Consider the following 18272-nt stretch of genomic DNA (forward strand, 5'->3'; position numbering starts at 1 on the left):
ATAATTCTGCGGAAACTCAAGCAAAAAGGAATCTTGACAGTCGCAATAAAAGTTGTATAATGATAGTAACAGAACCCACCACGCCTCTGATTTTCATGCGCAACCCGGTGGGACTTTTTCATTTATGGGGTGTTTTATGTATCAATATCCAAAACAAATATTAACAATAACACAGCAGGTACAATCATATATTGATGCAGGAATGGTAATTACTTCTCGTGCGGACGTAGAAAAAGCATTAAAGTCAGTTGGATTTTATCGTTTGCGTGGATATTCGTTCCACTTATATGATAATGCTACAAAGAAGTATGTTCCGGGAACAAGGTTTGAAGATATTTTAAAGTTGTATCAATTTGACCAGGAATTATCTGCTTTGATTTTTTCAATGATTTCTAAGATTGAGGTGGCTTTGAGAGTACGATTAGTGGAATCGTTACTTATAAACGGAGAACCACTTGTTTTGCAGGATTCATCGATTTTTAAAGAGAAAAAACTGTATTGGCAGAATATGTCTACAGTAGCGTCAGAAATTGCTCGCTCTAATGATGTGTTTATCAAACATAATTTTGATAATCATGATGGAGAGGTGCCTGTATGGGCAGTTGTTGAAGTTCTTTCTTTTGGTACGTTATCGAAGATAATTAAGAATTTGAAAACCGGTGCTGGAAGTTCATATTCTATATTGGCGGCTAATTACCAGTATAAATCGAAAAAAGGAAATTGGGTAAAGCCCTCCCAGAAAATGCTTGCTTCATGGATACAAGGTGCTTCGGTATTGCGTAATATGTGTGCTCATAATTCCAGAATTTACAACCGAACAATACATACGACACCGGAAATTCTGGATGCAGATAAAGTTACACCACCACCGGTACATAACGGTTTGTATCAAATTTTACTGGCGATGAAGTATCTGCGTTCATCAGATGAGGAATGGACAGTATTTGTGGATGCCTTTGATAAGCTGATTCAAAATAATATTGGTGTAATTAGTCTTACAGCGATGAATCTTCCGGTAGATTGGAAAGCACATCTAAGTGTATAAACGCAGCAGAACTGCATAAAATAGTAAAGCAGACCTAACCAAGCATTTTTATGCTCAAACCGGTTAGGCTTTCGGCGGAGTGTTACGATAAGCACTTCGCCATTTCTATTTTGATGGAATTGATCTGTGTATAAACAAGAGCTGGATCCCAGTGTTTGAGGAATCCAGCTCTTTAAAATTAGTTTAAATCATTCTCTAATGTTTCTAATAAAGAATTGAAGTCGATAGAGGCTCTAACAGGAATGCCATGGTAGTTTCCATGGATATACTGATTTCTAAGGTTAGTGTTTTTATGGATTTTGCTATCGTAATGTGTAATGCATTGTATTTCTTTGTTTCCATTTTCGGTTTCATCAATGACATAAATGCTTTCTTTAGGAATATCTGATTCCATTAACAGTGTATTATGAGTTGTAAGGATAAGTTGGCCTTCAGAGTCTTTGTTTAGAGCCGAAACTAAGCTTTCGACCAGAATATCATGGAGAGCTGTGTCAAATTCGTCAATGATGGCAACGGATCCTTTTACAACTACGAGCATAAATGGTAATAGCTGAAGAAGAGATTGTGTTCCTGTGGATTCCAAAGAAAATTCAATATCTCGTTCCATGCCTGCGATATATTTGGTAACCATCAATGTGTAATTAATACGATTTTCTTTATGGACTCTTTTATAATATACCCTTTGAATGTCGGTATAGGTGTTTTGGAAAAAGGTATTTAACATGCTTTCAGTTCGATCTAAAAGATTTTCTTCATCAAGGCGAATATTTCCCTCATCATAGTGACCGAATATTTCAGGAGGAAGTCCGATAATACCTCGTTCTTGGCGGCTACCGAATTTTACTTTACATGAAGTACGGGAGAAAAATTCGAGAACCGAATCAAAATGGTCACTAATTTGCTCCTTTATATACATATCAGCTTTGTCATCGGATTCGTGCATCAATATTGCTAATAAAGAATGTTTCCCCCAATATTTGCTACAAGCTTTTTTGATTTCTTGATAGGCTGTATTTTCCAGAAAAATCTTAGGACTGATTGTGGCTTTCTCTGGTGTGATATCGAAATAAGCACCACGATTTCTTGTAAGAGTGTATTCCAATCGTTCGTGTATGATTTGAGAGTCGTTGGTTTCTAAAATATAACGCCCACTTTTTCCGTGCAATTGGAAACCAAATTCAAGATACATGGGTTCTTCGCTTCCCACCATTTTGTTTTCTTGAATCAATGTTTCGATGTCCTTATATCTCATTTTTAAGTAACGAGAAAAATCTTCATCTTTAAGATTGTCTGGATCAGATAATATGGATTGCATAATATCACGAACATCCATAGTGCGAAGAGTTTCCGAGAGCATAAAAAAAGCGGAGGCTAAATTGGATTTTCCAACACCATTTTTTCCGTAAATTAATAGTAGTTTTTTGGGCGCCCCATTCTTGTCTAATAGATTGAATTCTACATCGCCGAAAGATTTGTAATTTTTGAGTTTAACATATTCAAACATTTTAGTTTCTCCGTTTCCTAAATAGTAAATAAGTAAAAATATAATTTTACTTATTTACTATAACACAAAAAATAAATAAAGTAAAGAATGTTTTATGAATACATTCGTAAAAATTACGAAAATACGATCAAAACACTTGAAAGTTAGAAGAAATTATGATAATATAAAATCGTTAGCACTCAACCATACTGTTTGCTAACAGCTCCAGGAGCGTAACTGATTACTATAAGACAAGCAAATGACATGATTCGGAATGGCCAGAGAAGTCATGTGCATTTGCAGAAAGAAGGCAAAATGGCTTACGAAATTGATTTTGTTGGTGTGGGCGATGAGTGTAAAAAAGATGCTGATGCCATCGCCTTACGTTGGAAGGATTTATTTGGCAATTATAAAATTGCCGTGTACGATGGTGGGTTGCAAGCCCACGGAGAAAAATTGGAACAGCATCTAAATCAGTATTATTTTGATGAGGATACTGAAAAGGTTATCGATTATGTCATCTGTTCCCATTCGGATTCTGACCACACTTCTGGTTTGAAAAATATATTGGACAAATTTGAGGTCCAAGCATTGTATATGAATCGTCCGTGGTTATATGTAGATGATATCTGGGATAAAGTAAAGGATGGTCGCATTACAAAAGGCAGCCTCATTAGACGTTTGAGAGATGAATATCCGTATATCAATGACTTGGAAGAAATTGCGCAAGACAAAGGGATTCCAATTTATGAAGCGTTTCAAGGAACTGTTATTGATGGTAAGTTAAGAATATTATCTCCAAGCAAGGAGTTTTACCTTGAGTTGTTGGTTGAATCAAGTAAAACGCCTTTGATAAATGAAAGTGCCGACAATGCGTTTTCCAGATTTTTTAAGAATGCTTTTCAATATGTGAAGAATCTTATCGAAACATGGAGTAGTGAAAAATTACGTGAGAACGTGTCTACCACAGCGGAAAATGAAATGAGTGTTGTTATCTATGGAGAAATGGATGATAATTTCTTATTGACAGGTGATGCTGGAATACGTGCTTTGGATAAAAGCATTACATATTCCGAAACCATCGGAAAAAAGATTAAAGACAATGTAGGTTTTATACAAGTGCCACATCATGGAGGTCGCCACAATGTTAGTCCGTCCATCCTTAATCGTCTGATTGGGGATATTGTGGAAGAAGGCGAAACCACTGGAAAAACTGCATTTGTTTCTGTTGCAAGTGGTTCGGATCACCCGCTTCAAATGGTAGTTAATGCATTTACAAGAAGAGGTGTGAGTGTATATAAAACAAAAGGTAATATAATTCACCATCACAGAAATATGCCAGACAGACAGGGATGGACCGCTATTAAACCGCTTGAGTTCGAACAGAAAGTAGAGGAGTGGGAAGATTGATGGAATCAGTAAAGAAATATTTTGATGATTTTGTTTTTGCGGCAAGAGTAATGCCAGCTATGACAGCTGGCTTACCGCTGCTAATTGTAGCGGTATATAACGGAATAGTAGCTAACAGTTGGTCAGAGGCAAGTACTTCCTTTGTGTTGGCAATAATACTTATTGCATTCTCGGCCTATATTGCTCGTGAATGGGGAAAAAATTACGAAGGAAAGATGTTCGAGGAATTAGGTGGAATTCCAACAACGATAATTCTGCGTTTTTCTGACAATAAAATTGATGGTGTTTCTAAAGTGAAATATCATCAATGGTTTAATAATAATTTGGCGGATGTTTCGTTACCTATGTCTTTAACAGAAGAAACGGTAGATTCAACATCTGATGAAAAGTATATTAGTGCAATGACATTTTTACGCACTTATGCTAATTCAAATAGAGATAGGTTCCCAAGAGTATATCAAGAATTAAAAAAATACAATTTCTGGAGAAATTTATATGGATGTAAAATTTTGGCTACTGTGTCATATGCTATTCTGTTACTTAGAGAACTTGTAGTCATAGATTCCTTTAGCTTGAAGGAAATACTTATCGCTCCATTTCCGAAGTATGTTGTTTTAGTGGGATTATTAATATGGATTTGTCTTTTTTGTTCAATCGTGACAAAAAAGACGGTAAAAAGAAATGCATTTGATTATGCAAAAACACTTCTTGAAATAATCGAAAATCTCTCTCAAGAAGAAATTGCGATATTAAGATAGATAGTTAAAACGAAATTTGAACAAAACAATGGTTTAAATAAGGTAGGGTATGTTGAAGAGTTATATTTCAACATACCCTATATTTTACTTTTTACTTTTTTTACGATTCGGCAGAGCCTTTAACAGCTTTGACCTCTTGAACACATCTTTCATAACCTTATGCTCGTCCACGGAAAGGTGGTCAAACGGAATCTGCATTTCATCGCAGAAGAAGCGCCAGAATTCCTCAATAGGGTTGCTTTTGAATTTGAGTGTTTGCAAGAAACGCTGCACCTTTTTGTCATTAGACATCGGTCTCTCGATAGGCGCAGATTCGGCAGCGTGTTCGTGGTTCTCACGAATGGTGCGGATAATATTGTTCCAATCGCTGTGAATGGTATGGAAGAAATATTCTTCTTCCTGAATATGTGAGCTTTCCAGAACTTTCAGGTACAGGTCGTTGGCATCAGGATTTTTCTGCTGAATAATCTGGAGACGAACGGCATCTAACCAGTCATTCATGTTTTTGATCTGCATGGTAGCGATACCATCAACATAGATTTCGGTATCTGCCATCAGTTTTATAAAATCCGGATGTTTGATGATTTCGCATAAAAGCCTATTATTGAAACGCCCGCTTTTCAAAAATTCTATGGTTTCATCGTCTAACATCAAATCGTCTATTTCAGTAAGAGAAGATGTTCTTACTTCGGTATTGCCGACAAGCCATTCCAAAGAGACACCATAAAATTCTGCCAGCTTGTTGAGAGTAACAATATTGTATTCCTTGTTCTCTTTGTTTTCGTATTTGCTGATAGTTGCAGGCACTACATTTACTGCGGATGCAACTTCTTCCAGTTTATAGTCATGGTCTCGTCTAAGATCCCACAGTTTTTCTTGGATTGATAATTGATTTTTCATAAGCATCCTCCTGATGCAGATATTCTACCATATTTCAGCATAAAGTTACAATGTGCCTCGTGTTTTCCAATCGGAAAAAACGGGGCATTTTTGCGTGAATTTTCGACCATGGAAATAATCCTTGAATTTCGATTTTTCGGTGTATGATGTAGCCAGTTCAGAAATGAACGTAAAATTGAATGACCGTCCGAGATGAGATAAACCGCCACGATCATAAAGGGAGCGCTTCCGCAAGGGAGACTGGACAGCACCGCACAGGGGATATGCCTCCAAGGAAACATCGAGGGTAGAACGGCAAAAAGCCTGTTTGTGGAATTGCAGCTAACATTGCAATTCCACATTACATAGAGATTTTGACGATCTCTAAATCGAAATCGAAGGAGAAAACAAATGAGATTATCTAAGTATGAGAAAGAAACAATTATTTTGACCAGTGAGGGAGAAGACACCATTAAGATTTATACTTTTAACGCATCGCTGAAGCGCAGACTTGCTGAATATGCCAAAAAGTATCCAGAAGTTGCAAGATTGGACAGAAGGACAGCCGAAGACAGTGTGACTTATGTTCTGAAAAAATCCAGAGTGTCTATCCGCTTGCTCCCGCCGCTCACTGAGGAAAGGCGGAAAGTCTTTAGCGATTGTGGCAAAAAGTACGGTATGAATGCCGGCAGAAGACTTTTGAAGCAGGTTGCTACTTAATGCCATTTTACAGGCAGTATGTGATCAAAATGCCAGTTTCAAAGCTGGCATTTTGAAATGCTTATGTGATAGCAAGGTAAAATATCAGGTGTAATTCGACAAATCAAATAGTGCGGTCTGGAATTGGAAGATTGCCTATACGAAGGAGGAACAATGGGAAATGTATATGGTTATGTTCGTGTCAGTACCAAGGATCAGAACGAAGACAGACAGCTTATCGCATTACAAGAAATGTCTATTCCTGAGAAAAATATCTTTGTAGATAAACAATCCGGCAAGGACTTCAAGCGTCCGATGTACAAACGAATGTTAAGAAAAATAAAAAAAGACGATTTGCTTTATGTAAAAAGCATAGATCGCCTTGGAAGAAATTATGCTGAAATTTTAGAACAATGGCGAATACTCACGAAAGAAAAAGGAATTGATATTGTAGTTCTGGATATGCCCCTTTTGGACACACGCCGTGGGAAAGACCTTATGGGAACGTTCCTCAGTGATATTGTTTTGCAGGTGTTATCTTTTGTTGCGGAAAATGAACGAACCAATATTAGGCAGAGACAGGCAGAAGGTATTGTAGCTGCGAAAATGAGAGGTGTTCGCTTTGGAAGACCTCCAAGCCCGTTGCCGGAGAATTTCCATGAGATATATCAGCAATGGAAAAATGGTAAAATTACCGGTCTGGCTGCTGCTAAAGCGTGTGGAATGCCAATGTCCACATTTCGCTACCGAGCGGAAATTTACGAAAAAGCCAAGTTATTGTAAACAGGTATTTTTACAGGAATGTGTACCTTTTCGATACAGAGAAATATCTGCTTTGACGCACGATAGAAAGCCTTTAAACATCTGGAATAACGCTCGTTTTTGTGGTATGATTTAAGTTAATGAAAAAAACAGGCATTTTACAGAAAGGTACACATTTTGGAAAGTGCCGTTTGAGATAACACAGGAGGAAACATCATGGTTCACACAGATTTGAAATTTTTTACGAATGAGCCGGAAAGAGACTTATACAGCCGCTTTGCTGCCATTTTAAAAAGCAATACACAATTCTTTGATGTTCTGGTTGGTTATTTCAGAGCCAGCGGCTTTTTCAAAATGTACGAAGCTCTGGAGCAAGTAGAAAAAATCAGAATATTAGTCGGTTTGAATGTCGATAGATATACGGTTAAAATCATTGACCGTATAAATGCTGAAACAATGTATGCTGCTATCTCAACTGCCGATGGCAAAGAGATTATCGCAGATGAAATTGAAAAAGAGTTTGAAACAGCAGCAAGCTCTGCACAGGTGGAAAAAGGTGTTCGTGTTTTTATGGATTGGCTTAAATCCGGAAAACTTGAGATGCGCATGTACACCGAAGCACCGATTCATGCAAAAGTTTATATTATGCGCAAAGATCAGGAGAAGGTTCCTGATACATTTGGAAGCGTAATTACTGGTTCAAGTAATTTTTCTGAAGCAGGTTTGGTAAATAACCTCGAGTTTAACGTGGAATTAAAGGATTATGCAGATGTAAAGTTTGCGCTTGATAAGTTTGAAGAGCTTTGGGCACAAGGCATAGATATTCGTGACACCTATATCGAAGCAGTGGAAAAACATACATGGATGAGAGATGATATCACCCCTTATCAGCTGTATTTGAAAACACTGTATGAGTTCTTTAAGGAAGAAATCAATGCAGATAAAGAAAATTTTGAAACATTGCTTCCAGAGGGATATATGCGCTTACAGTATCAGATTGATGCTGTAACACAGGCAAGGCAGAAGCTGGATGCGTATAATGGAGTCTTCATTTCGGACGTTGTAGGTCTTGGTAAAACCTATATCTGTGCTATGCTTGCAAACAGTTTCAACAGAAATGCGTACAAGTTGATTGTGTGTCCTCCGGTATTGGTAGATTACTGGAGAAGCGTTTTGCAGGAATTTGACGTTGCCCGTTGTGATGTGGAATCCCTTGGTAAGTTAGATAAGATTATTGCAAAAGGAACGGATAAGTATTCGTATGTGTTTGTTGACGAAGCGCATCGTTTCCGTAATAGTGGCACTGAAGCATTTACAGAATTACACCAGATTTGTCGTGATAAGAAAGTAATTCTGATTTCTGCAACACCAATCAACAACTATACCAGTGATGTGGAAAATCAGATTTATCTGTTCCAGGCAAAGCAGAGTGGCACAATCAACGGTATTAAAAACATCGAAGGATTTTTCCGTGGTCTGAATGCGAAACTTGCGAAGAAGCCGAAAGGCTCAGCAGCATATATGGAGCAGCTTAGAGAAAATTCGGAAGTAATCCGTGACAAGCTGATTCGTGAGGTTATGATTCGTCGTACCAGAAGTGAAATTCAGCAGTATTATGCCGATGACCTTGCAAAACAGGGGTTGACTTTCCCGAAAGCAGGCAGTCCGGAGAAAATCATTTATTCCTTTGATGAGGAAACGGATGATGCGTTCTCCCAGACTATCAATATCATCAAGGATTTCAAATATGCCCGTTATACACCGCTGTTATACCTGAAAGATAAAAAGAAATATGCAACCATGCTTGCTGCACAGCGTAACATGGGCGGATTTATGAAAGGTATCCTTGTAAAACGTCTGGAAAGTAGCTTTTATGCTTTCCGTAAGACTTTGGAGCGTTTCATTGAATCTTATGAAAAGTTCATAGAAATGTCTAAGACCGGAAAAATCTATATCAGCAAGAAAGTAAATGTGTATGACCTTCTGGATGATGGCAACACACAGAAGCTGATGTATCTGATTGAACAGCAGGATGTCATGGAGTTTGAGACGAAGGAATTTTCTTCCCAGTTCTTCCGTGACTTACAGGCAGATTTGGCACAGCTGAAATCCATGCAGTTCATTTGGTCGTTGATTGGCAATGATCCAAAGCTGGATGAGTTTAAGCGGAATCTTACAGCGAATCCGTTAATTAAAGGTAAAAAGGCGATTGTCTTTACTGAATCTACGGAAACAGCACAGTATCTGTATGAAGAATTGAAGTCAATCTATGGTGAAAGAACTATCTATTTCAGCGGTCAGAGCAGTGCTGCACTGAAAGTTGAGATTGAAGATAGCTTCAATCCGAAATTTAAAAATAAAAACAATGATAAATATGACCTTCTCATCACTACCGATGTGCTGGCAGAAGGTATCAACCTGCATCGTGCGAATGTCCTTGTGAACTATGACCTTCCTTGGAATCCTACCCGTATCATGCAGCGTGTCGGTCGTATCAACCGTGTTGGTACGGAGTTTGACCGCATTTATGTATTTAACTTCTTCCCGACTGCACAAAGTAAGAAGCAGATGCCATTGGAGGAACGAATTCTGGAAAAATTGCAGGCGTTCCACGACACCCTTGGCGAGGACTTTAAATATCTGTCTGATGATGAAGAAGTATCTTCCAAGAAACTGTTCTCGGATCTGACATCAGATCTGGATGGTGAGGAAGAAAGTACCAACCCTGAGTTGGCTTATTTGGCGATTATCCGTCAGATTCGTGACAATGATCCAAAACTGTTTTCAATGATTAAGCGTTTACCGAAAAAGGCAAAGGCTGGTAAGTTTTCTGAAAAAGTATCAGAAGATTCTACAGTTACTTTTATCCGTCAGGGCGCATTAAAAACATTTTTTATCAGTTCTGAAGCTGAAACAAAGCAACTGTCCTTTATGCAGGCGATTGATTTGATTAAGGCAGAACCGGACGATGCAAAAGTCAGTGTTTCAAGCAAATTTTATGAACACTTCGACAGTAACAGCACCGCCTTTGACCAGATGCTTGTAGCAGAGGAAGAAGTGTCTACGGAAAAAGTAATGGTTGCCGGAAATGATGCAAAAATTATTCGTTTGCTGAAAGCAATGAAAACAGAGCCACGTCTTACCGATGACCAAGAGCAGACGATTGAGAAGCTGATTGCACTTTGGGAAAACGGTGAGATTCCGGCAAAGGTTTCTAAGGATGTCATGAAAAAGAGCAAAGTTGTTGGAGATGTTCTGGAACTTTACTATGAAATCCTGAAATTAGTGCCTCCAACATACTTCGAGGAACGCAAGAGCCAAAAAGCACAGGTAGACGGAGAAAAACAGATTATTCTTTCCTGCTATCTGAAAACGGGAGGTACACGATAAATGAATGCCGTTGTTAAAAAGATAGAAGCAATACTGAAAAGTCCCTATGGTACAAAGAATTATGTTGATTTGATTCGAGAAATTTTCCCGAAGGTCAGCATGGTGTCACCGGACAGGTTCAGAAAAGAATTTACTAATTTTTCATCCCATATTGAAGGTTCCGTTCATGTGGGAAATTATAAAACGCCAGACAAAAAGAATATCATCATTATGGCAGTGCAGCTGAAGAATGCAGGATATGTTGAAAATTCCAGAAGCACTCAGCGTAGCTATGCCAAAAAGCTGATTGAAAACGCCAATGCAGATGCTGCGTTTATTGCTTTCTATACAGAAGGCGAGCCAAAATGGAGATTGTCTTTTGTTCGTCTCGATTATGAAATGAAGATCGAAAACGGACGTTTGAAAACCACGGAAAACCTGACTCCGGCAAAGAGATATTCCTATCTGGTAGGTGAAAATGAACCATGCCATACAGCAATCAGTCGATTTGAAAGATTTATCATTGATAGTATGGCAGATCCGGAACATCCTACACTGGATGATCTGGAAAATGCGTTCAGTGTTGAAAAGGTTACAGATGAGTTTTTCAAGCTGTATTGTGAAAAATTCCATCAGCTGCGTGAAAAGCTGGAAGAAAACGAAGATTTCCGTATTGAAGCACAACAGCATAATTTCACCTCTGCGCAGTTTGCTAAGAAGCTGATGGGTCAGATTGTATTCTTGTATTTCTTACAGAAAAAAGGTTGGCTGGGAGTAGGCGCATGGCCTAACACTTTGACCGAAAAAGAATACAAGAACGCTTATTATGCCCGTGGAGCAAAATCCAGAGAATTGATTCCGATTGTATATCGTCCTGTAGGTGATGGTACATATCGTATTTCTGGTACTGGATTAAACAGCATAAGTGATGAGGATGAAGCAGTCCTTGCCATGTGTGTGAAAGGAAAGCCTTGGGGCAGTGGTCCACACAATTTCATGCGTAGGCTCTTTGAAATTGCAGAAAAGAAGAACCAGAATTTCTTTGATGAATTACTGGAGCCGTTGTTCTACGATGCGTTGAATGTAAACCGTGGAGAACAGGGGTATTGCCCTGCTCTGCATTGCAGAATCCCATTCCTGTCCGGTGGTCTGTTTGAGCCGATTGACGGATATGATTGGGAACACAATAATTTTAATATTCCAAACGATGTATTTTCCAATGCTGCGACCAAAGGTCGTGAAGCAGATGGTATTCTGGATATTTTCGATAGATACAACTTTACCATGAGCGAAGATGAGCCGATGGAACGAGAAGTGGCTATCGACCCTGAAATGCTGGGTAAGGTATTTGAAAATCTGCTGGAAGTCAACGATAGAAAGTCCAAAGGTGCTTTCTACACACCTCGTGAAATTGTGCATTATATGTGTCAGGAAAGTTTAATCAATTATCTGACCAATACATTGCAGATTGAAGAAGAAGCAATCCGTGAATTTATTCTGTACGGTGACTTTATGAAAGATGAAGACACCGTAAAAGAAAAACGTCAGGGAAATGGCGGTATGTATATCTCCGAAAGCCTGTTCAAGCTGGATGCAGACGGAAATGTTGTTGTAGACAGATTGAAAGATGTTGATGAAGCATTGAAGAATGTCCGTGTTGCAGATCCGGCGGTAGGTTCCGGTGCGTTCCCTCTCGGTATGCTGAATGAGATTGTCCGTGCAAGACAGAACATCTCCGCTTACATGGCAATCACAATGAATGCATACGATACCAGATTAATGTATCAGATGGAACGTTCACCGCACAATCTGAAATATGAAACCATTAAGAACTGTATTTTCGCAGCTGATATTGAGCCGTCAGCAGTAGATATTGCACAGCTTCGTTTGTGGTTGTCACTGGTAATTGATGATGAAATCAATCCGAATGCACAGAGTGCGCTGGATGGTCATAAAAATCCACTTCCACTTCCGAACTTGGAAAGCAATATTCTTTGTGGTAACAGCTTGATTGATGAGTTCGAGGAAACCAGACTGGTTAAGGAAAGTGAATTGTTTGGTGATAGCACTTATCAGTTGGATATGAACCATTCCCGTTTTGAATCCATTGTCAGTGCATTGATTGATAAACAGAATGAGTTGTTTCATTGCGATAACACGGAAAAGAAAAAACAGTTGAAAGATGAAATTGAATCTCTGCGTGATATGGTTATCATGTCACAGTTGGAGGGATGTGCTCCGGACAAAATTCAGAGGTATAATGAGAGCAAACGCATGGCATCTAAGCCGTATGTTCTTTGGCAGTTGGATTTTGCAAGGGTGTTCCGTGAAAAAGGTGGTTTTGATATTGTAATTGGTAATCCGCCTTATATCGGAGAAAGTGGACACAAAGAAATTTTTAGAGAAGTAGCGGAAACAAACTTTGGGAAAAGAACATATCAGGGTAAGATGGACTTTTTCTATTTCTTTTTTCATAAGGGTATCGACGTTCTTCATGGTAAAGGCGATTTGGCATTTATAACTACTAATTATTATCCTACAGCAACGGGTGCCAAAACGTTAAGAAAAGATTTTGCAGATAGGACATATATTCGACAGCTTATAAATTTCAATGAGGTAAGGGTGTTTGAATCCGCATTGGGACAGCACAACATGATTACTATTCTTACTCGCAATAAGCAGAACGATATTATGTGTAAAAGCACCATTTGTTCAGAATCAGTTCCCGCAGATGCAAATAAAATTAATCAGATTCTTTTTGCAAAAGATGATAAATCTGCAACAGTATATGTTGCACAAGACAACTTATATGACGGAAAAGATTTTTATATCAGACAGCAAGGTGTCTCATCTGAAAGTAAAGATTCTATTGGTAGTGTTTTAGATAAGATGGCGGCACAAAAACTTCGCATTGGTCATATTGCAGAGGTTAATCAGGGAGTTGTAAGCGGGTGTGATACTGTTGCAACAAGAAATATGAAGTATATTCCAAGTGGCTCTGGGAAAGTAAAAAATGATGGAATCTATGTTTTCGACCTTACAAATGCCAGAGATGTTGATATGGTAGAGAGTTTTAACGAAGGCAAAGAACTACTTAGAGATTTCTACAAAAATTCAGATATAACTAAATATTGGTGTAGCTTGAGTGCAACAAAAAAGTTATTATATTATCCGGATGCACTTGAGGAAAAGAAATATCCAGATATTTTGAAACACTTAAATGACTTTAGGGAATTATTGGAACATCGATTAGAAGCATACAATGAGCATTACCATTGGACAGCACTTCATAGAGCAAGAAAAGAATCAATATTTATTGGTGAAAAAATAGTTGTACCTTATCGTACAAGAACTAATGCATTTGCTTATAACAATGTAGAATGGTTTTGCCGTTCGGATGCGTATGTTATTACTCCGAAGACAAAAGATGTTGATTTATTCTATCTATTGGGATTACTAAATTCCAAACTTAATTTTGTATGGCTTTATAATCGTGGAAAGCGTAAAGGTGAAGTGTTAGAATTATTCCAAGTACCTTTGTCAGAAATTCCTGTGATAGAACTACCAGAAGAAGAACGAGGAAGAGTTTCTGAACTTGCAAAGAAAATTACATATGTTAAGAGAGATGAACCGAATGCCGATACAAGTATGATGGAATCAGAAATTGATCATATTCTTTATGCAGCATATAAGTTATCTCCGACAGAAATTGATTTGGTAGAAAATCAAGCACAATAAATGACCAAGGCAAAGGCGATCAACCGTAAAAAGTTGGTCGCTTTTGTTTTGCTCATTTGCAAAGATAAATTGCCATGGCAATTTACAAATCGAGTATGCAGGTACCGGCATACGAGAACAGGCGGTGATGTTTCACAATATATGTGAATGTTCATCGCCTGAAACTTTCTCAGAAGGCTCCGGTGGAGCATTCTGAGAAAACGGAGAAGCGGTGAGAACCAACTGGCCAATGGTTTGAAACAGGTTCTCCGGCAGGAGTACAGAGGGTGCAACCCTTTGTGCATGGGTACAGGGAATGCAATATCCCTGTGCGGGTCAAGGGCGGCAGCCTTGCCCAGTCAGTGGCGTTTCGCCACTTAGTACTGGGTATTACCTGCGCATAAATGAAGCAGGACAGCAGCAAAGCTGCTTCGATTTCCTTGGCAACACTTAAAAAGAAATGGAGGAAAAGCCTTTGAGGTTGACACGACACAATGGTCGTTCCGGTAAAAATGGCACTTACAATCCAAAGCATAATGACCGTAGGTTTGATTTGGAAAACAGTGAACACATTGATGCGGAGCGAGCCAAAAGAAATATTTATTGGGACTGTTATCGTGGGATTACAACTTCCGATAACCGTAATGCAGATGCCGAACAGGATTTTTCTTTTGAAAAAGTTGAGCAGATGTATTACAACGCCAAGTATGGCGATTTCGTTTTCTTTCAGAATGAGAGAAATATAAAAAACAGACATCCGGAGAGAAACAGAACCGTGGAGGACTTGCTGAAAAATAAAAAGACCTGTCCAGAAGAAACCATTTACCAGATCGGCACGATAGAAGAATCTGCACCGCCGGAAATTCTGTTGCAGATTGCAAATGATTTTTTCGGAGAAATGGAGAGTCGGTTCGGTACTCACGTTCACATTCTGAACTGGGCTTTGCATCTGGATGAAGGTACACCTCACATTCAGGAACGCCATGTATTTGATTGTAAAAATCAATATGGCGAGCTTTGTCCCCAACAGGAAAAGGCATTAGAGGAATTGGGAATACCACTTCCTGATCCAACAAAGCCGAAAGGCAGGCACAACAATCGTAAGCAGACGTTCGATGCAATATGCAGGGAATTATTGTTTGAAATTTGTGAGCGTTATGGTTTGCAGCTGGAGCGTGAGCCAATCTATGGTGGGAAATCATATCTGGAGAAGAATGATTTTATCATTGAGAAGCAGAAACAAGTCATGGCAGAAAAAGAACAGGCACTTTCGGAAATTACAATGAAGCTGGAGGATGCAGAGTCTCTGGTGGAGGAAATTGCAGATACCGCTTATGAAAAAGCTTGTGAGGTGATTGCGGAAACTGTTTTTGCAGAAACTCAGAAGCAGGATTTGGAGATTGTAGCAAATTATCAGAAGTGGATCACAGAAGAAAGCAATGTTCCGTCTGATAAAAAATCTGCTATCAGTAAATCTCTGGATGCTTTGCAAAGCAAAATGAAGAAAACGGCGGACAAGCTTTTGAACAAAGTTTTGACCGCATTGAAGCTGCCAACGGTCAAAGAAAAGAATAAGGCTGTGGTAAAGGAAAAAGCAAAAGAATCGCTGCTTGCAAAATTGCAGCGTAATAAAGAACTTGTGAAAAAGGATGGTGATTCGGATAAGAAAATCAAGCAAAAGAATATGGAACGATAACAGGCACTTGTCATTTTTATTGGAAATGTCAGGTGCTTTTTCTATGGGAGGGCTGTGCTATGAATGTATTTGATACAGTCAAGCAGTCTGTCACTGCAAGACAGGCTGCGGAAATGTATGGATTAAAGATACGTAGAAACAACATGGTATCCTGCCCTTTCCACAATGACAGAACTCCGAGCATGAAAGTGGACAATCGCTTTCATTGTTTTGGGTGCGGAGCTGATGGCGATGTGATTGATTTTGTATCGAGGATTTTCGGTATCAGCAGCCTGGAAGCGGCACAAAAGATAGCTTCAGACTTTGGAATATCTTATGATGTGAAGTCTGCGGTAACAAAACCGAAGAAAATAATCTGTAGAAAAACGGATGCACAGATTTACGCAGAAGCTGAACAGAGGTGCTTTCGAGTTCTGTCAGACTATTATCATCTTTTGAAAAAATGGGAGATTGATTATGCTCCCAACATAGATGATGAAACATGCCATCCGTTGTTTGTGGAAGCCTTGCAGAGAAAAACACATCTGGAATATCTCTTGGATATTCTGGTGTTTGGAGAAATAGAGGAAAAAGCATTGCTTGTGATGGAATACGGGAAGGAGGTGGCATCGCTTGAAGAACGAATTTCAGAATTTACCTGCCCAGACGCAGAAGATGGCACTGGAGGCAGTCAGTGATATGGAAAAGCCGTGTTCTCCTGCCGAGGTCAGAGAGCGCTTAGATCGAACGGAGAATGGCGGTGTGAAGAACAGTATCAAAAACTGTCTGACAGTATTCCGATTAGATGAGGTGCTTCATAAAAGTATCTGTTACAACCTGTTTACGGAAAAAATAGAGATTGTGAAGCCGTTATGGTGGCATAAAAGAAGTCCCGTTCTGAATGAAACAGACGTGAATTATCTGATGCTTTATTTGGAAGAAACTTACGGGCTGAGCGTGGAAACAAAAATAGCAAGGGCAATTTCGGTCATTGCAGACAAAAATAAATACCATCCGATTCAGGAAAAATTGAAAAATCTGGTATGGGATGGCGAAAAGCGCATTGAAAATGCCTTGCCCCACTTTCTTGGAGTGGAAAAGAATGAATACACCTGTGCAGCCATGCAGTTGTTTATGTTGGGAGCCATTCAACGAGCATTTCAGCCTGGATGCAAATTTGAAATGATGCTATGCCTTGTTGGAGGTCAAGGTGCTGGAAAATCCACATTTTTTCGATTCCTTGCAATAAAGGACGAATGGTTCACAGATGATCTGAAAAAGCTGGATGATGATAATGTGTTCCGTAAGATGCAGGGGCATTGGATTGTGGAGATGTCGGAAATGATTGCCACAGCCAATGCAAAGAGCATTGAGGATATTAAGTCCTTTCTCAGCCGTCAGAAGGAAACTTATAAAGTTCCCTATGATAAACAACCGGATGACAGGCTTCGCCAGTGCGTGTTCGGAGGAACTTCCAATACTTTGGATTTTCTGCCACTTGACCGCACTGGGAACAGAAGATTTCTTCCTATTATGGTTTATCCTAAAAATGCAGAGGTACACATTATGTCAGATGAAAAGGCTTCCAGATCCTATATCGAACAGATGTGGGCAGAAGCTATGGTAATCTACAACAGCAAGAAATATCAGCTTGCTCTTTCAAAAGAAATGGAGCAATATCTGAAAGAATTTCAGAAGCAGTTCATGCCGGAAGATACCAAAGCAGGCATGATTCAGGGATTTTTGGATGGATACAGCAGAAATATGGTTTGCTCCAAGATGTTGTATAAGGAAGCGTTGAATCATCCGTTTGATGAGCCAAAGCAATGGGAAATTCGTGAAATCAACGATATTATGAACAATTCTGTTGTAGGATGGAAGCAGTTTACGAACCCAAGGCACTTTGCCGGATATGGCAGACAGAAAGGCTGGGAGCGTGACAACCAGCCTGTGGCAACTGGCACGAATACTCTGGGTGGTTTTACGGAGTTGACAGAGGAAGAAATCAAACAGATGGAGTTACCGTTTTAAAATGAGTTGTGAATTGTCGGTTAAAATGCCATCGGGTTGTCGATTCGGTTGTATGGAATAATTCTTATTTTCTAAGGGATTTTCTACTCTGACCACCAAAACAACCCATAATTATAAAAAGAATAGAATTATATTAGCAGAGCTTTGTATTAGGATTTGACAGTTTGTTAAGGTCGGTTGTCGAACTTCGTTGTCATTTCCCTCGCAAGGCACTTTTTATGGAGGTAAGCGAAAATGAATGTACGAAATGAAGTAAAATCACATCTTGTGTGCGAGGGAGTGACCATGCAGGAGGTGTTGGAAAAATTGGAACAGCAGTATGGATGGAGCAGGAGCATTTCCAATCTGTCGGGAAAGCTCCACCGAGAAACGCTGCGATATAAGGAAGCTGTGGAACTGGCAGATGTGCTGGGATACGAGATTGTATGGAAAAAGAGAGGGTAA

At 39.2% G+C, this 18272-nt stretch carries 13 protein-coding genes; 11 read left to right on the top strand and 2 right to left on the bottom strand.

The window, feature by feature from the left end:
* The first annotated feature begins 136 nt into the window (after window positions 1–136).
* On the top strand, window positions 137–1045 hold the full coding sequence (locus tag BKD12_RS05500; protein WP_070088327.1) for an Abi family protein: 909 nt from the start codon (window positions 137–139) through the stop codon (window positions 1043–1045).
* Window positions 1046–1223: 178 nt separating this feature from the next.
* On the opposite strand, the gene BKD12_RS05505 is transcribed toward BKD12_RS05500, so the two are convergent.
* Window positions 1224–2549, bottom strand: a complete 1326-nt coding sequence (locus BKD12_RS05505) for an AAA family ATPase (protein WP_015573223.1) — start codon at window positions 2547–2549, stop codon at window positions 1224–1226.
* A gap of 294 nt (window positions 2550–2843) precedes the next feature.
* Here BKD12_RS05505 and BKD12_RS05510 point away from each other — a divergent pair, with 294 nt between their 5' ends.
* The gene (locus BKD12_RS05510) at window positions 2844–3938 is read left to right on the top strand and encodes an MBL fold metallo-hydrolase (protein WP_070088371.1); all 1095 of its coding nucleotides are present in this window, start codon (window positions 2844–2846) and stop codon (window positions 3936–3938) included.
* Entirely contained in the window at window positions 3938–4696 is a 759-nt protein-coding gene (locus BKD12_RS05515) for a hypothetical protein (protein ID WP_015573224.1), read from the top strand. Before BKD12_RS05510 ends, BKD12_RS05515 begins: the two co-directional genes overlap by 1 nt.
* An 84-nt stretch (window positions 4697–4780) precedes the next feature.
* Here the strand turns inward: BKD12_RS05515 and BKD12_RS05520 are convergent, their stop codons facing one another.
* On the bottom strand, window positions 4781–5596 hold the full coding sequence (locus BKD12_RS05520) for a helix-turn-helix domain-containing protein (protein ID WP_015573225.1): 816 nt from the start codon (window positions 5594–5596) through the stop codon (window positions 4781–4783).
* Window positions 5597–5986: 390 nt separating this feature from the next.
* Between BKD12_RS05520 and BKD12_RS05525 the strand changes: the two genes are divergently transcribed.
* The 8 genes from BKD12_RS05525 to BKD12_RS05560 all read left to right on the top strand — a co-directional run bounded on the left by BKD12_RS05525 (window position 5987) and on the right by BKD12_RS05560 (window position 18272).
* The gene (locus BKD12_RS05525) at window positions 5987–6295 is read left to right on the top strand and encodes a hypothetical protein (protein WP_015573226.1); all 309 of its coding nucleotides are present in this window, start codon (window positions 5987–5989) and stop codon (window positions 6293–6295) included.
* 153 nt (window positions 6296–6448) lie between these two features.
* Entirely contained in the window at window positions 6449–7057 is a 609-nt protein-coding gene (locus BKD12_RS05530) for a recombinase family protein (protein WP_015573227.1), read from the top strand.
* 195 nt (window positions 7058–7252) lie between these two features.
* Window positions 7253–10426, top strand: a complete 3174-nt coding sequence (locus BKD12_RS05535) for a helicase-related protein (RefSeq protein WP_070088328.1) — start codon at window positions 7253–7255, stop codon at window positions 10424–10426.
* Window positions 10427–14143, top strand: a complete 3717-nt coding sequence (locus BKD12_RS05540) for an Eco57I restriction-modification methylase domain-containing protein (protein WP_070088329.1) — start codon at window positions 10427–10429, stop codon at window positions 14141–14143.
* Between the two features lie 454 nt (window positions 14144–14597).
* Window positions 14598–15818 carry a plasmid recombination protein gene (locus tag BKD12_RS05545; RefSeq protein WP_070088330.1) on the top strand — a complete coding sequence of 407 codons (1221 nt, stop codon included), beginning with the start codon at window positions 14598–14600 and terminating at the stop codon, window positions 15816–15818.
* A 59-nt stretch (window positions 15819–15877) separates the two neighbouring features.
* Entirely contained in the window at window positions 15878–16495 is a 618-nt protein-coding gene (locus BKD12_RS05550) for a CHC2 zinc finger domain-containing protein (RefSeq protein WP_070088331.1), read from the top strand.
* A gap of 1 nt (window position 16496) precedes the next feature.
* On the top strand, window positions 16497–17828 hold the full coding sequence (locus tag BKD12_RS05555) for a virulence-associated E family protein (RefSeq protein ID WP_070088332.1): 1332 nt from the start codon (window positions 16497–16499) through the stop codon (window positions 17826–17828).
* Between the two features lie 234 nt (window positions 17829–18062).
* A complete protein-coding gene (locus BKD12_RS05560; protein WP_015573230.1) occupies window positions 18063–18272 on the top strand; it encodes a ubiquitin family protein in 210 nt (69 codons plus the stop codon).

Origin of the sequence: Merdimonas faecis, assembly GCF_001754075.1 — a bacterium.
GTDB lineage: Bacteria > Bacillota > Clostridia > Lachnospirales > Lachnospiraceae > Merdimonas > Merdimonas faecis.

Coding starts and splice junctions, on each gene's coding strand:
- BKD12_RS05520 (WP_015573225.1), bottom strand. CDS start 5,596: ATGAAAAATCAATTATCAATCCAAGAAAAACTGTGGGATCTTAGACGA.
- BKD12_RS05550 (WP_070088331.1), top strand. CDS start 15,878: ATGAATGTATTTGATACAGTCAAGCAGTCTGTCACTGCAAGACAGGCT.
- BKD12_RS05515 (WP_015573224.1), top strand. CDS start 3,938: ATGGAATCAGTAAAGAAATATTTTGATGATTTTGTTTTTGCGGCAAGA.
- BKD12_RS05535 (WP_070088328.1), top strand. CDS start 7,253: ATGGTTCACACAGATTTGAAATTTTTTACGAATGAGCCGGAAAGAGAC.
- BKD12_RS05560 (WP_015573230.1), top strand. CDS start 18,063: ATGAATGTACGAAATGAAGTAAAATCACATCTTGTGTGCGAGGGAGTG.
- BKD12_RS05540 (WP_070088329.1), top strand. CDS start 10,427: ATGAATGCCGTTGTTAAAAAGATAGAAGCAATACTGAAAAGTCCCTAT.
- BKD12_RS05525 (WP_015573226.1), top strand. CDS start 5,987: ATGAGATTATCTAAGTATGAGAAAGAAACAATTATTTTGACCAGTGAG.
- BKD12_RS05505 (WP_015573223.1), bottom strand. CDS start 2,549: ATGTTTGAATATGTTAAACTCAAAAATTACAAATCTTTCGGCGATGTA.
- BKD12_RS05500 (WP_070088327.1), top strand. CDS start 137: ATGTATCAATATCCAAAACAAATATTAACAATAACACAGCAGGTACAA.
- BKD12_RS05510 (WP_070088371.1), top strand. CDS start 2,844: ATGGCTTACGAAATTGATTTTGTTGGTGTGGGCGATGAGTGTAAAAAA.
- BKD12_RS05555 (WP_070088332.1), top strand. CDS start 16,497: ATGGAAAAGCCGTGTTCTCCTGCCGAGGTCAGAGAGCGCTTAGATCGA.
- BKD12_RS05530 (WP_015573227.1), top strand. CDS start 6,449: ATGGGAAATGTATATGGTTATGTTCGTGTCAGTACCAAGGATCAGAAC.